Below are 14,075 nucleotides of genomic sequence, written 5' to 3'. Positions count from 1 at the left end.
TTACTGGACGAGCGCATCCGGCTTGCCCTTGCTGCGCGGCCGTTCCTCGACCATCTTGCCCCAGACGATCAACCGGTACTTGCTGGTGAACTCCGGCGTGCAGGTGGTGAGGGTGATGTAGCGGCCGGCCGTGGTGAACCCGGACCCCTTGGGGATGGCGTCGATGACGCTCGTGTTGCTCGGAGCCGTCACCGGCAGCGTCGACGTCATCTTGTAGACGTAGTACTCGTCCTGCGTCTCGACGACGATCGCGTCACCCGGGGAGAGCTTGTTGATGTAACGGAAGGGCTCACCGTGCGTGTTGCGATGCCCGGCGAGCGCGAAGTTGCCGGTCTTCGCGTCGGGCATCGCCGTCTTCAGCGCGCCCTCGCTGTAGTGCCCGACCATGCCCTTGTCGAGGACCTTCTTGTTGCTGACGCCCTCCGCTATCGGCACCACCACGTCCAGCTTGGGGATGTGCAGCAGAGCGAAGCCCTGGCCCGGCTCGAAGGTGCCCGGAGCGCCCTTCCCGCTCGCCCAGTCGTTCTGGAGGCTGCTCGCCTCCTTGTCCGCCTGTGCGTGCGCCCGGACGTTGGTCCACCACAACTGGTAGCTGACGAACAGCAGCATCAGCACACCGGTGGTGATGAACACCTCGCCGATCGCCCGGCTCGCGACGACGGCCGCGCCGGGTTTGCGCGCCTTCGCCGCCCTGCGGGCCTCGACACGCGAGAGCGGCTTGCCGTCCGGCGACTCCTGCTCCGACTGCGCTTCGGGGGCGGCCGGGCCGCCATGACGCCCGTGACGGCCCTTGGCGGCCTTCCTGCGGGCCGCACGGCCACCCTGTGGGGATCCAGTGGCAGATGTGACGGAAGAGGCCGCAGAAGCGGATACGGAGGGCGGCGGTGGATCGGGGATCCGCAGCGCCACCGTCTCGTCGTCCGCCGGAGGCACATACGGCGCCGACGCCCCGCCGAACGACTCCTCGGTGTACGGCTCCTCCACCTGCGGCTCCTCGGCGTAGGAAGCACCGCCGAAGGACTCCCCGGCATAGGCATCGCCGCCGTAGGACTCGTACGACGCGTCGCCGTACAAGTCCTCGCGCTCGGGGCGCAGGGCCGTCACGCCGTGGCCCTGCCCACCACCGGGGCGAGCCCCGCCGACCTCGCCACCGCACCCTGGTCCCCGCACTCCACCAGCCAGTTGGCCAGCATCAGGTGGCCGTGTTCCGTCAGCACCGACTCGGGGTGGAACTGCACACCCTCGACCGGGAGTTCACGATGCCGGAGCCCCATGACGATCCCGTCGTGCGTCCGCGCGGTGACCTCCAGCTCGGCCGGAACCGTCGCCGGCTCGGCGGCCAACGAGTGATAGCGGGTCGCCGTGAAGGGAGAGGGCAACCCGGCGAAGACCCCGCGGCCCTCGTGCTCCACCAGCGACGTCTTGCCGTGCAGCAGCTCGGGGGCACGGTCCACGACACCGCCGTACGCCACCTGCATCGACTGCATGCCCAGGCAGACACCGAAAACCGGCACCCCGGTCGCGGCACAGTGGCGCACCATCTCGATGCACACCCCGGCCTCCTCCGGCGTACCAGGACCGGGCGAGAGCAGGACGCCGTCGAAGCCGTCCTGGGCATGCGCCGTCGACACCTCGTCGTTGCGCAGCACCTCGCACTCCGCACCCAGCTGGTACAGGTACTGGACCAGGTTGAAAACGAAGCTGTCGTAGTTGTCGACGACGAGAATGCGCGCGCTCACTGGTTGTCCACCGTCACATCGTTGAAGGGCAGCAGCGGTTCCGCCCACGGAAAGACGTACTGGAACAGGACGTAGACCACAGCAAACGCCAGCACGAGCGAGAGCAACGCCTTCACCCACGCGTTCCCCGGCAGATGCCGCCAGATCCAGCCGTACATGCCGTCCCTTCCGTCGCACCACGGCACCACACACACGCCGTACCGCACCAGACTAACGGCGCAGGGCAACCGGCTTGCCGTCCTCCACAGGCTGTGTGGAGTCCAGGTGTGCCCAGACGATCAGCCGGTGACTGTGTCCCCACTCCGGATCGCACGTGGTCAGCGTGAGATAGCGGCCAGGCCGCCTGTACCCCGACTTACGTGGCACAGGATCGATCACCTCAATGTCGGTGGGCACGGTTTTGTAAGGCCCTTTGTCGATCCGATACGTGAACCATGTCGATCCGTCGGTCAGGACGACCGCATCGCCGCGCCGCAGCCTCGGAAAGTCCTTGAAGGGATCGCCGTAGGTGCGCCGGTGACCGGCGACCGAGAAGTTGCCCTGCTGCCCGAGCCGCGCGGTGTTCGCGTAGTGCCCGAGGCCCTTCTTCAGGGTGCCGACCCCGGTGCCTTCGAGCACGGGCTTGTTCCACGTGAAACCAAGCCGAGGGATGTACATGATCGCGAAGGGCTTCCCGCTACGGTACGGCGCCGGCGCGGCGACGGACGGGGACGACGAGGCGGACGCACCGGCCGCCGCCTCGGGCTGCCGCACGCTCTCCTTCGCCCACTGGTTCTGCAACTGGTCGATCTGGTCGTCCATGACGGTGTCGGCCTTCACACCGGTCCAGAACAGCACATAGGCGACGAACAACACGATCAGAGCACCGGCGGTGATGCACAGCTCGCTGACGGTCCGGACGACGACACGCACCGGCGGCTCCAGGGGCTCACATCGTGCTCACTCCACGGGCTTGGCGTACTGCAGATCCACTGTGCCCGAGTAGCCGGGAAGAGTCACCGTGCCGTCGTCGGCGACATTCCAGCCGAGACCGTAGACGTTGACGTAGACCATGTAGTTCTGGATCGCCTTGGAGTCCGCGAGCGCCTGCTTCAGCTTGCCGGGGTCACCGACCGCCTGGATCTTGTACGGCGGCGAGTAGACGCGACCCTGGAGGATCAGGGTGTTGCCGACGCAGCGCACCGCACTGGTGGAGATCAGCCGCTGGTCCATGATCTTGATGCCCTGGGCGCCGCCCTTCCACAGGGCGTTGACCACCGCCTGCAGGTCCTGCTGGTGGATGACCAGGTAGTCGGGCTGCGGCTCGGGATAGCCGGGAAGCTTGGCGGTGGCGTTCGGCGGGGCGTCGTCGAGCGTGACCGTGACCGCCTTCCCCTTGATCTTCTGGGTGCCCGCCCGGTCCTCCAGGGCGGCGAGCTTGTCGTCCTCGGCCTTGGTGCTGCCGTCGTCGCGCTCGGCGAGCGACTCGACGTCCCGGCGCAGCGAGCCGTTCGACTCGTCGAGCTCGCCGTTGTTGCGGCTGCGCTCCTGGATGAGGTCCGAGAGCTTCAGCATGGAGGCGTCCGTGCGGATGTCGGTGCCCTTGGCCGTGTTGAAACTCGTGAAGAAGATGAGTCCCGCGAGAGCGAAGACACCCACCGTGAGCACCCGCACCGGCCTGAAACCCCGCTTGCGGACAGGACTGGATCCGGACTGGGGAGAGTCGGCAGAATTGCTCAACGTACCCTTATCTCCTTCGGCGCTGCGGAAGCACTACGCTAACGGACGCCCGGGGGAGCACTCAGTGTCCCCTTGTACGCTGCCCCGAGCCCGACCATTACCTGCGCGGCCACGCAGCGCATCGACAGGAGAGACCCTCGTGCCGAAGTCACGTATCCGCAAGAAGGCCGACTACACGCCGCCCCCGGCGAAGCAGGCGACCGCCATCAAGCTCAACAGCCGCGCCTGGGTCGCTCCTGTGATGCTGGCCATGTTCCTCATCGGGCTCGCCTGGATCGTCGTCTTCTATGTGACCGACGGCTCACTGCCCCTCGATGCTCTGGACAACTGGAACATCGTGGTGGGCTTCGGTTTCATCGCCGCCGGCTTCGGCGTGTCCACCCAGTGGAAGTAGCTCTCCCCAGGGGTATCCGCTGAGTTATCCACAGCCCGGCTTGAATTTCCACAACAGGCTGGGGAAAAGACGACGATCTGTGGATAACCCATCGGGTGTTGACGCCGGTACGACCATCTCACCAGTGCCCGCAAGCTTGTTCGCCCCCTGCCTGACCTGCGCAAATACAGGCCAGCGACAGGGGGCACAGCTGTTCCCGCACTGTATGCACAAGATCCGGGACTCTCTGTGGACAACGTGCCGCTCAGAGGGGGTGCGGACCCGTCAGGTCAGCTGGGCGGTTCTGACCAGGATCATGACCACGACGACCGCCAGAACCAGCGCACAGGTCCCGTACTGCACGAGTGCCCGCCGCTCACGCGGGGCGTGGACCATGCCGTAGCCCGTGATGAGACCGGCGACGAGGCCGCCGATGTGGGCCTGCCAGGAGATGCTGCTCCAGCCGAAGGTGATGATCAGGTTGATCACCAGGAGCGCGATGATCGGCCGCAGATCGTAGTTGAGCCGCCGCATGAGCACAGCGGTCGCGCCGAAGAGGCCGAAGATGGCACCGGAGGCGCCGAGCGTCCCTGTGCCCGGGGAGGCCAGCAGATACGCCAGCGCGCTTCCCGCGAGGCCGGAGACGATATAGACCGCGAGATAACGGGCCCGGCCCAGGGCGGCCTCCAGGGGGCCGCCGAGCCACCACAGGCTCAGCATGTTGAAGCCGATGTGCCAGTACTGCTGGTGCGCGAACATCGAGGTCACCAGGCGGTAGTACTGACCGGTCGCGACGCCCTCGGTGGATGTGAAAGGCGGCGGCGGGTATGCGCCGACGAGGCTGAGGTCATCCGCCAGGGACGGTTTGCCGAGGATGGCGATGAACAGCGCCAGGTTGATCCCGATGAGGATCTTCGTGAACAGCCGGGGATCGGCCGTGACCGTACCGCCGGCGATGGTGCGGGGTCGGGCCGTGGCCGGAGCCGGTCCCTGGCCACCGCCGTCGCGCACGCAGTCGGGGCACTGGAAGCCGACGGAGGCGCTGACCATGCACTCGGGGCAGATCGGGCGCTCGCAGCGGGTGCAGCGGATGCCGGTCTCACGGTCCGGGTGCCGGTAGCAGCCAGGCAGGTTCTGGGCCTCCGGTGTGCTGCCCGCCTCCTGATTCATGCCATCCCCTAAGTCGCCCTGAGTCGTCGTGCCCACATGGACCGCCCCGCTCATCCTTACGGTTGAGCGGGGCGTTTGGTTCCCTGCGCGGTGGCTGCTCGGGCTCAGCCCTGGCGCGTCTCCACGATGACCTGCTCGATGACGACGTCGTTCACCGGGCGGTCGTTGGGGCGGGTGGTCTTGACGCCGGCGATGGCGTCGATGACCTTCTGGCTGGCCGGGTCGGTGACCTCGCCGAAGATGGTGTGCTTGCGGTTCAGCCAGGCCGTCGGGGAGACGGTGATGAAGAACTGCGAGCCGTTGGTGCCGGGGCCGGCGTTGGCCATGGCGAGCAGGTAGGGCTTGTTGAAGCCGAGGTCGGGGTGGAACTCGTCCTCGAACTCGTAGCCCGGGCCGCCGATGCCGGTGCCCAGCGGGTCGCCGCCCTGGATCATGAAGCCGCTGATGACGCGGTGGAAGATCGTGCCGTCGTAGAGCTTCTTGGTGGACTTCTCACCGGTGCCCGGGTGCGTCCACTCGCGCTCGCCCTGGGCGAGTTCGACGAAGTTCCGGACCGTCTTCGGGGCGTGGTTCGGCAGGAGCCGGACTTCGATGTCGCCGTGGTTGGTCTTCAGGGTGGCGTAAAGCTGCTCGGCCACGATCTGCCTTCCGTTGTCTTCTTGTGCCCGACCGATCCTCGCACGGATCCGGCCGAGGATCGGTCGGGCGGGGGCGCGGGGCGGCGATCCGTGGCATTGTCGTCGACAAGCTCCTGATGCCACGTATTCATCCGTTATTGATCCGGATGCCCGCCCTCAGGTGCCGGGCTGTGCTCCGGCAGGCATGATCCGTAAAAGGGTGGAAAGTCGAATTACCGTACGCCACCGAGGAGGAGGATCCCGTGACCCGCATCGAAAGCGTGCGCGCCGCGACCGGCTCGGCGAAGGACAGCGTGCTGCACGCCGCGGAAGTGGTGGCGCCCTACGCCGACACGGCCAAGGACAGGGCCTCGCACTACGCGACGGAGGCACGCGTACGGCTCGCGCCCAAGGTCTCGCAGGCGGCCGAGCAGGCGCGTGTCCAGTACGGCGCCCATGTCGCGCCGCGCCTGGAGCAGGCCCGTACGCATGTTCCGCCGAAGGTCGACCAGGCCGCCCACGAGGCCGCAGTACGCACTCGCAAGGCGGCTCGGCAGGCCGCCGACTATTCCCGCCCGAGGATCGAGCAGGCCGTCGCCGCGGCCGGCCCGGTTCGCGACGAGGCCACGTCTCGGAGTGTGGCCGCACTGGCCGCGCTGCGTGGCCAGGTCACGCCGAAGGAGGTCCAGAAGCTGGTCCGCAAGCACGAGCGTCGGGCCCGCGCAGGACGGCTCGCCAAGGCTTTGGCGGTCGTGGGCCTCGTCGCGGGCGGTGCGTTCGCCGCTTGGAAGTGGTGGGACAAGCAGGCCAATCCTGACTGGTTGGTCGAGCCGCCCGCCGCGACCGAGGTGCCCGAGACGGGCCGGCTGACGTCCGTGGACGGCAGCGGTCAGTCCGTCCTGGACCCTGAGGTTCAGGCGAAGGAGGCCGAGGAGGACGCCGCGAAGCACGACGAAGGGCGCTGACGCCGACACCGGCGTGTACCAGTGGTGGGGCGGAACTTCTCCGCCCCACCGTCGTGTTCACCCGACGGTGTGGCCCGGTGGGGCCCGATCGGTGCGGCAGGGTTTCCGTGCGCCACAGTCGCGGGGACATGTCTTCGCACCGGATGGACCGCCGCCCTGATGAAGCCCTCGCGCCGCGGGCCGCTCGCTCTGGCCGCCGCACTGCTGTTCCTGGCCTCGGCCTGCACCGCCCGTGCCCCCGAGCCCGCGGCGGCTTCGGCGTACGGCGCGTATGTCGGCTACCAGCCGGCCGACGTGGGGCGTCTTGGCGCACTCGGCGCCTGGCTGGGCGGGCCCGCGCCCCGGGTCGGGCATGTGTATCTGCCCGGCGACCGCTGGAGCAACATCGCGGGGGCGCCGGGCTACCTGGAGTCGTGGGCGGCCTGGCGGCGGGCGGATCCGGGACGGATGTTCGTCCTGAACGTGCCGATGCTGGAACACACGGAGGCCCACCTGCCCGACAGCGTCGTTCGCGAACAGCTTCGGCGCGGTGCGAGCGGTGACTACGACGGGCATTTCCGGGCGCTGGCCAGGCGGTTGACGGCTCTGGGCGTCCCGGACGCGATCGTGGTCCTGGGCTGGGAGATGAACGGCACCACCTACACCCACCGCTGCGGCCCGGACCCGGGCGCGTGGAAGACGTACTGGAGGAGGATCGTGCGCGCGATGCGCTCGGTGCCCGGTCAGCGTCTGCGTTTCGAGTTCACACCCAACCGTGGCCGCGACGCGATCCCGTGGCCGCGCTGTTATCCGGGCGACGAGGTCGTCGACATCATCGGCATGGACGCCTACGACGCCCCGCGCGGTCGGCGTTTCGCCGACCAGGTGAGCGAGCCGTACGGCCTGATCGCCCACGTCCGTTTCGCCCGCGCCCACGGCAAGCCCTTCTCGTATCAGGAGTGGGGTCTGTACAAGAACGGCGACAATCCGGCGTACATGCGCGGCATGCTCACCTGGTTCGCCCGGCAGCGTCCCCTCTACCAGGCCATCACCGACTACTGCCCGCACGGTGTGTGGGGCTGCCGGTCCCATCCGAGGTCGTCCGCGGTGTATCGCTCGTTGATGAAGTAGGCCGCTGCGGCCGCACCGGCGGGTCGGGGGTCGCTCGCGTCGTCCGGGGCCGCGATATCCGCCGTCGTACGGCACCACGGTCTGCGTGGTGCGGAGGTCGGAGACGCGTGGCGCAGGCGCTGGGCGGCGGTGCGCACTTCGTCGTCGACGGGTGGTGCAAACCTTGCGCGCGACGCCGTCGGTCCCGGCCACGTCAGCCTGGCACGGGGCACGGGGCGCGGGCCGGCCAGGACATGTCGGTGATCCAGCCCGGGTTGCCGTGTCGAGGCAGACCCTGAGTGTGCGGCTGCCGCTTGTGCCGTGCCGTGCCACGGCGTGGGCGAACGGCGCGAGACGCTCCGCTGGGTCCTCGGTGTCAGGCGTGTCCGTCGTGTCTGTCGTGTCCGGCTGAGGAGAGCCGGCCAGGGCCCACGGGACGACGTCTGGCTCTACGACGACGAGTCCTTCACCGGTCGCAGAGTCCCCCCGTGAAGGACTCGACGTTGTCCCGGTGGCCCTGGTGGGTCGACCGTGTCCCCGCGGCAGTGGGCCGGTAGTCGCGGAACGGGGAGGGTGGGCGCAGCGCTGGGCCTGGCCGGGGTTCGCGCTGGTCAGCCAGGTGGCCCGTTGGCGGTGGCGCTCCTGTCGATCAGCGCTGCGTCCTCGTGCGGTCTGGTAGGGGCGGAACTCGGCGGTGTTCGGCGGCCTGGAGCGCGGCGGGGGTGCTGGGTCCGCCCAAGGGAATAGCGGCTGGGAGGCTGGGGGCAGACCGACGGCCGGTGCGGAACGGCAGCCACCGCCATCCGAACCGCTCCCGGCACCCGGCACCCGGCACCCGGCACCCGCACGAAAAACCCCTCCGCCCGCGTATTCGCAGGTCGGAGGGGATTTTGGAGTGGAGCCTAGGGGAGTCGAACCCCTGACATCTGCCATGCAAAGACAGCGCTCTACCAACTGAGCTAAGGCCCCGGGAAGAGGAACGTCCGCCGGAAGAACCACTTGCCGGTGGGCGCCGCAGACCAGAGTACCGGGTCACCCCGGGTATTCCGCAAAAAGATATGGGGGTCCCCGCGAACGACCACTCTCCGTAAGATGCTCGGCGTGGTTCGCTGTCGCGAACCACGGTTTTTTGGGGAAGCGATGGGGAGACGCACATGGACGCCGCACAGCAGGAAGCGACCGCAAGAGCGCGGGAACTGCAGCGGAACTGGTACGGGGAGCCGCTGGGGGCGCTCTTCCGTAAGCTCATAGACGACCTCGGCCTCAACCAGGCTCGTCTCGCGGGGGTGTTGGGACTGTCCGCTCCGATGCTGTCACAGCTGATGAGCGGTCAGCGGGCGAAGATCGGCAATCCCGCCGTGGTCCAGCGCGTGCAGCTGCTGCAGGACCTGGCGGGGCAGGTCGCGGACGGCAGCGTGAGCGCGGCCGAGGCGACCGAGCGCATGGACGAGATCAAGAAGTCGCAGGGGGGCTCGGTGCTCAGCAACACCACGACCACAACCAGTAGTTCGGGCGCGCCGACGGTCAAGCGGGTCGTCCGCGAGATCCAGTCGCTGCTGCGCTCGGTGGCCGCCGCCGGAGACATCATCGACGCGGCCGACACTCTCGCCCCGACCCACCCGGAACTGGCAGAGTTCCTCCGGGTCTACGGCGCCGGCCGCACCTCCGACGCGGTCACGCACTACCAGTCCCACCAGAACTGAGCCGTCCGTCCGGTCGCCGAAGGGGGTTCGGCAGCCGGGCCGGGGCCGTGCGGTGGCACGGAGGAGCGCGAGGGGGTCGCGCTCCTCACCGGTGGGCGACACACGGGGGTGTGTCGGCCACCGAGGAGACGAGGAACACGGGGCCGTATCTCTCATCCGGGAGGCCACGAGGGGTCGTATCGCTCATCGAGGGGGAAGCAACGGGGGTAGCCGCAGGGGGAGGAGCGACACGCAGTCATGGGTGAGGTGTTCGCCGGCCGGTACGAACTGGCCGATCCGATCGGACGCGGAGGCGTCGGCGCCGTCTGGCGTGCCTGGGACCACCGGCGCCGACGTTATGTGGCCGCCAAGGTTTTGCTGCAGAGCGACGCCCACTCCCTGCTGCGCTTCGTCCGCGAACAGGCTCTGCGGATCGACCACCCCCATGTCCTCGCGCCCGCCAGCTGGGCCGCCGACGACGACAAGGTCCTGTTCACCATGGATCTGGTCGCCGGTGGCTCGCTGGTCCATCTGGTCGGGGACTACGGTCCCCTGCCACCCGCCTTCGTCTGCACCCTGCTCGACCAACTCCTCGCGGGGCTGGCCGCGGTGCACGCGGAAGGTGTCGTGCACCGTGACATCAAGCCCGCCAACATCCTGCTCGAAGCGACCGGCACCGCTCGCCCGCGGCTGCGGCTGTCCGACTTCGGCATCGCCATGCGGTTGGGCGAGCCCCGCCTGACCGAGACCAACCTCGTGGTGGGCACGCCCGGTTATCTCGCCCCCGAGCAGATGATGGGTGCGGAACCGGACTTCCCCGCCGACCTGTTCGCCGTCGGCCTGGTCGCGCTGTACCTCCTGGAGGGCGCCAAGCCCGACGCCAAGGCACTCATCCAGTACTTCGCCGCCCACGGCACCCCTGGTGCGCCCCAGAGCGTCCCCGAACCGCTCTGGCAGGTCGTGGCCTCCCTTCTCCAGCCGGACCCCCAGGCCCGCTTTCGCACGGCGACGGGGGCCCGCAAAGCCCTCGCCGCCGCCCGAGAACTCCTCCCTGATCCCGGCCCCGACGACGAGGCCATCGAAATCTTCGACCAACTCGGCCCCCTGCCCCCCGGGTTCGGCCCGGAAGGACCACTCAAGCGGGCACCGGGCGTGGACCCGAACAGGACACGGAACGGGGGGCCCGGGACGGGGGGAGAGGCACGCCACGGGACGGTTGACGGAAGCCGGGGTTCCTTTGGGGGCGGCGGGGGGACAGGGCTTCCTCCTGTGGGCGGCGGAGAGAGGGCGGGGGCCTTTGCCGGCGGCGGAGGGGACGGGGGAGCTTTCTGGCGGGGGGCAGGCGAAGGGGCTGATGGTGGTGTTGGGTCGGGTGCTGGTCTCGGTGGTGTTGCGTCGGGTGCCGGTGTAGACGCCGGTGGTGCTGGGCCCAGGGCTGGTGCTGGGTCGGGTGCCGGTGTGGGGTCTGGTGGTGCTGCTTGGCGGCCTGGTGCCGGTGCTGCGCCTGGTGCTGGTGAGGCCGACGGGATGCCTTCGTGGCCTGGCCAGGGCAACGGCGTGGCTTCCCGGCCAGGTGAGGCGGGTGGGGCGTCCTCCTGGTTCGGTGAAGGAAACGAGGCTGGATCCCGGCCTGGTCAAGCAGGCGAGGCTCCCTTCCGGTCGGGCGACGGGAATGCGCCAGGCCCCTTCCGATCCAGGGACGCGAGCCGTCCCCCGTCCTGGCCCGGCGGCGGAAACGAGGTGGGGGACCCCCGGCCTCGTCCAGCGGGCGGAGCCCCCCTCGAGCCCGGCGAAGGGAATGGACCGACCCCCTACCTGCCCGGAGGACCGAGCGGGACGCCGCCCTGGTCCGGAGAAGGAAACAGGTCGGGCTCCCAGTCCGGTCAAGCGAGCCGCACCCCTTCCCAGCCCGGCGAGGCAGGTGGAGCGACCAACTGGTCCGGCGTAGGAAACGGACGGTCCGCCCACCCCGAGGTGCCAGGCGGAGCCCCCTACGGGCCCAGCGAGACAAGCGGAGGGCCTCCCCGGCCCCACGAGGCAAGTGAGACGCCTTACCAGCGAGGTGGGGCAGATGGATCCGCCTACAGACACGGTGGGCCGAACGGACCCGCCTACGAACCTGGTGAGCTGAGCGGACCAGTGTCCCGGTCCGGCGAGGCGCACCGGGCTCCCTCTTGGCCTCGCGAGGGAAACGAGTCGTCCTGGCCCGTCGAGGGCCGCGAGGTCTCGCAGCGCGCCGGAGAGGGCAACACACCGCCCTGGCCCGCTGAGGCGAACTCGCCGTCCTGGCCCAGCGAATCGAACCCGGCGCCGTGGCCCGAACAGGCCGACCCGCCGTCCTGGCCCCGCGAGGTCGGCCGCCCGTCCTCCCCAGGTACCGACACCCCAACTGCCCACCCCAACACCGGTACCGACACGTCCTCCCCCACCACCGGCGGCGGAACCCCCTGGCCCGCTCCCACCAGCCCACCCTCGGTGTCGGACACCGGCAGCTTCCATCTGCCGCCACCCCGGCCCACGGACTCCGGCTCCCAGCCCTCCACTCCACCGGAGCACCAGGCACAGCCGCACCACCCCTACCCACAGGTCCCAGCGCAACCACACCGGCCTGTGCCCCCGGCTCACTCGGCCTACGTCTCCCCCCACGACCCCACACCCCCCACTCATGTCCTGCCCTCCTCCCAACCCCGCGCCTCCCGCTTCCCCCCGCAGGCTCCGACACCGGTCCCGCACCAGCTCCACGCCGATACCTCTACTGCTTCGTACACCGCTCAGAGCCCGCAGGTTCCACCTCCCGCCCCGTCACTTTCCCGAGCGCGCCGCAGCGGCCCACCCGCAAAGGTGGCGATCCCCCTCCTGCTCCTGGCCCTGGCCTGCTACGCCGTAGGGTTCTGGGCACTCACCCAGATCTGAGAACCGGGCCCCCGGACAGACCGCCATCCAGAAAGAACCCACGCGCACCACCGCATCACCCGCAGGACGTACCGCCGTACGCGTGACTCACACGCATCCCGCCCACCCCATGCAGGCGCCCCGACCGGCGGCAAGACAGCCGCGCTCAAGCCCGTCAGCCCCGAACTCCGACGCCACGCCCAAGCCGGACCACCCACCCTCGAACCCCCGAGGTCGGTCCTGCCCCACCCCTCGAACTCCCCAGGCCGGACCCACCCGCCCCCGAACCCACCACGCCCTACACTCCGGCAGCCCTCCGCCGCCCCACCACAACCCACACCCCGAGTACCACCAACACCACGGTCCCCGCCCCGATCCCCCCGACGGCCACCAGCTTCATCCCGGCATCACCGCCACCCGTCCCACCACCGTCGCCGTCACTCGAATCCGCGTCCCCCACCGCCCCCGAGCCCCGCCCGAGAAGCCCCACCTGGAAGATCCCCGAAGGCGCGGACTGTCCCGCATAACCGGGCCCGGCCGTCGCCGCCCCCTTCACCCGCACACGCAGCGTCAGCCCGAACGGCCCGTCCCCGAACTCCTCGCCCACCCGTGCGGCGAGATGCACGACGAGGTAGTAGGACCCGGCGAACCGCATCCCGCCCACCCGGTCGGAAACGGCGTACCGGTTGTCGTACCCGACCGGCGGCAGGGCAGCCAGCGCGCCCGACTTCTGGCTGCCGTTGTAACTGATGCTCGTGTCGTCGACGAGGCCACGCACAGGGTTGTACAGCGCCAGATTCGCGCCCCCAGGCACAAAGCCCCCACCTGCCCCACCACCGCTCGCACTGTTCGCACCGCTCAGGTCGGCGGTCGCGTACACCTGCTGCCCCCAGTCGACCGGCATTTCGTAGAACAGCGTCTGCCCGGGCCGTATGTCGTCGCGCCAGGCGCCTTGTTCCAGGGCGGTCGCCGAGCCGAAGCCTCCGCCTCCCCGCAGCCGCACGCCCCCACCGCCGGGGGGCGAGGGCGTGGCCGAGTCCCAGGCCTCGGGGGCACTGGTCGAACCGGCCTTCCGTAGCCGTGGCTCCAGCACGGGTGCGAGCTCCAGGTCCCAGTCTCCCGGCCTGGACTCGGTGCGCAGTACCCGCTCGACTACGACGTAGTACGTACCGGCGGCCCGGCACAGTGACCGGCTCGACGGGAGTTGACGCGCCGCCCACACGGTGAGGGGACGTGGGCTGCGGCCGGCGCCGATGCTCGCGGTGTCCGTCGCGGAGCAGGGACGGCCGGCTGCGTCCTGCACGGACACCCTGACCCCTTCCGTGGGGGTGACCGCAGTGTCCGTCGGGGGTACGGCCGTCGCAGCGACGTACACGGTCGACGTGCCGTCGAGTACGAGGCGGTAGTAGACCTTGCCGTCGCTCGGCAGCGAACTCCGGTACGTCGTACCGGGTTCGAGACGCTCGGCGTCCGCGGTGTCCGTCGCTCCGGTGACCGTCGGGGCGCCTTCGGCAAAGGTGTAGGAGGAAGGCGGGGCGGAGGAGGAAGCCGTGGCGGAGGAAGAAGGAGAGGGGGAGGGGGACGTGGAAGGGAAGGCCGAGGCGGCGAAGCCAGGAGATCCCGGCGCACCGGCCACCGCGCCGAGCACGACCCCCACGACGGCCACCCGCCACCACGCCCTACGCCGCCCCATCCCGCCGCCACCCCTCCGTGCCCGCGCCCGAGCTCCTACGACCGCCACCGATGCGACATGACCGCCCGTGCGGCCGGGCGGCCGTGGCCCATCCTGCCCCGCCGGGCCGCCGCCCACCCTCGCAATCCGTACGACC

12 protein-coding genes, 1 tRNA gene and 1 pseudogene are annotated in these 14,075 nt (G+C 69.7%); 5 read left to right on the top strand and 9 right to left on the bottom strand.

Translation table 11 applies throughout. The annotated features are described in order from the left end of the window. From ABZT02_RS26750 to ABZT02_RS26730, 5 genes are read right to left on the bottom strand one after another with little or no spacing between them, the layout of a single operon-like run. Complete coding sequence (locus ABZT02_RS26750) at positions 1-1,104, bottom strand: class E sortase (RefSeq protein WP_356021530.1); 1,104 nt, start codon at positions 1,102-1,104, stop codon at positions 1-3. After that, positions 1,101-1,739 (bottom strand): aminodeoxychorismate/anthranilate synthase component II, encoded by a 639-nt coding sequence (locus ABZT02_RS26745; protein WP_356021528.1) that lies wholly within the window; start codon positions 1,737-1,739, stop codon positions 1,101-1,103. Before ABZT02_RS26745 ends, ABZT02_RS26750 begins: the two co-directional genes overlap by 4 nt. Beyond that, a complete protein-coding gene (locus ABZT02_RS26740; protein ID WP_356021526.1) occupies positions 1,736-1,897 on the bottom strand; it encodes a hypothetical protein in 162 nt (53 codons plus the stop codon). Before ABZT02_RS26740 ends, ABZT02_RS26745 begins: the two co-directional genes overlap by 4 nt. Before the next feature lie 52 nt (positions 1,898-1,949). Further along, the gene (locus tag ABZT02_RS26735) at positions 1,950-2,651 is read right to left on the bottom strand and encodes a class E sortase (RefSeq protein WP_356021524.1); all 702 of its coding nucleotides are present in this window, start codon (positions 2,649-2,651) and stop codon (positions 1,950-1,952) included. A gap of 27 nt (positions 2,652-2,678) precedes the next feature. Beyond that, entirely contained in the window at positions 2,679-3,458 is a 780-nt protein-coding gene (locus ABZT02_RS26730; RefSeq protein ID WP_356021522.1) for a DUF881 domain-containing protein, read from the bottom strand. Positions 3,459-3,597: 139 nt separating this feature from the next. On the opposite strand from ABZT02_RS26730, the gene crgA reads away from it, so the two are divergent. Continuing rightward, positions 3,598-3,852: a cell division protein CrgA gene (gene crgA / locus ABZT02_RS26725; RefSeq protein ID WP_356021520.1), complete on the top strand. Its 255-nt coding sequence runs from the start codon at positions 3,598-3,600 to the stop codon at positions 3,850-3,852. Positions 3,853-4,116: 264 nt separating this feature from the next. Here the strand turns inward: crgA and ABZT02_RS26720 are convergent, their stop codons facing one another. Continuing rightward, positions 4,117-5,001 carry a rhomboid family intramembrane serine protease gene (locus tag ABZT02_RS26720; RefSeq protein ID WP_356021518.1) on the bottom strand — a complete coding sequence of 295 codons (885 nt, stop codon included), beginning with the start codon at positions 4,999-5,001 and terminating at the stop codon, positions 4,117-4,119. A 104-nt stretch (positions 5,002-5,105) separates the two neighbouring features. After that, positions 5,106-5,639, bottom strand: coding sequence for a peptidylprolyl isomerase (locus ABZT02_RS26715; protein WP_356021516.1), 534 nt, complete (start codon positions 5,637-5,639; stop codon positions 5,106-5,108). Positions 5,640-5,881: 242 nt separating this feature from the next. Here ABZT02_RS26715 and ABZT02_RS26710 point away from each other — a divergent pair, with 242 nt between their 5' ends. Both ABZT02_RS26710 and ABZT02_RS26705 read left to right on the top strand, forming a co-directional pair. After that, positions 5,882-6,583 carry a DUF5324 family protein gene (locus tag ABZT02_RS26710; RefSeq protein WP_356021513.1) on the top strand — a complete coding sequence of 234 codons (702 nt, stop codon included), beginning with the start codon at positions 5,882-5,884 and terminating at the stop codon, positions 6,581-6,583. Positions 6,584-6,742: 159 nt separating this feature from the next. Then, the gene (locus tag ABZT02_RS26705) at positions 6,743-7,693 is read left to right on the top strand and encodes a glycosyl hydrolase (protein ID WP_356021511.1); all 951 of its coding nucleotides are present in this window, start codon (positions 6,743-6,745) and stop codon (positions 7,691-7,693) included. 875 nt (positions 7,694-8,568) lie between these two features. On the opposite strand, the gene ABZT02_RS26700 is transcribed toward ABZT02_RS26705, so the two are convergent. Continuing rightward, a tRNA-Ala gene (locus ABZT02_RS26700) sits at positions 8,569-8,641 on the bottom strand. Positions 8,642-8,826: 185 nt separating this feature from the next. On the opposite strand from ABZT02_RS26700, the gene ABZT02_RS26695 reads away from it, so the two are divergent. Both ABZT02_RS26695 and ABZT02_RS26690 read left to right on the top strand, forming a co-directional pair. Further along, positions 8,827-9,375, top strand: a complete 549-nt coding sequence (locus tag ABZT02_RS26695; protein ID WP_031036313.1) for a DNA-binding protein — start codon at positions 8,827-8,829, stop codon at positions 9,373-9,375. Between the two features lie 237 nt (positions 9,376-9,612). Next, a pseudogene (locus tag ABZT02_RS26690) lies at positions 9,613-10,512 on the top strand (serine/threonine-protein kinase); the annotation flags it as partial. Between the two features lie 2,032 nt (positions 10,513-12,544). Here the strand turns inward: ABZT02_RS26690 and ABZT02_RS26685 are convergent. After that, on the bottom strand, positions 12,545-13,939 hold the full coding sequence (locus tag ABZT02_RS26685) for a hypothetical protein (protein WP_356021509.1): 1,395 nt from the start codon (positions 13,937-13,939) through the stop codon (positions 12,545-12,547). Positions 13,940-14,075: the final 136 nt, after the last annotated feature.

The organism is Streptomyces sp. NPDC005402, assembly GCF_040606575.1.
Classification (GTDB): domain Bacteria; phylum Actinomycetota; class Actinomycetes; order Streptomycetales; family Streptomycetaceae; genus Streptomyces.
This window is presented reverse-complemented; position numbering and strand designations above follow the sequence as displayed.

Excerpts from the sequence above, each read along its gene's own strand:
- ABZT02_RS26740 (WP_356021526.1), bottom strand. The coding sequence starts at position 1,897 with ATGTACGGCTGGATCTGGCGGCATCTGCCGGGGAACGCGTGGGTGAAG.
- ABZT02_RS26720 (WP_356021518.1), bottom strand. The coding sequence starts at position 5,001 with ATGAATCAGGAGGCGGGCAGCACACCGGAGGCCCAGAACCTGCCTGGC.
- ABZT02_RS26685 (WP_356021509.1), bottom strand. The coding sequence starts at position 13,939 with ATGGGGCGGCGTAGGGCGTGGTGGCGGGTGGCCGTCGTGGGGGTCGTG.
- ABZT02_RS26705 (WP_356021511.1), top strand. The coding sequence starts at position 6,743 with ATGAAGCCCTCGCGCCGCGGGCCGCTCGCTCTGGCCGCCGCACTGCTG.
- ABZT02_RS26695 (WP_031036313.1), top strand. The coding sequence starts at position 8,827 with ATGGACGCCGCACAGCAGGAAGCGACCGCAAGAGCGCGGGAACTGCAG.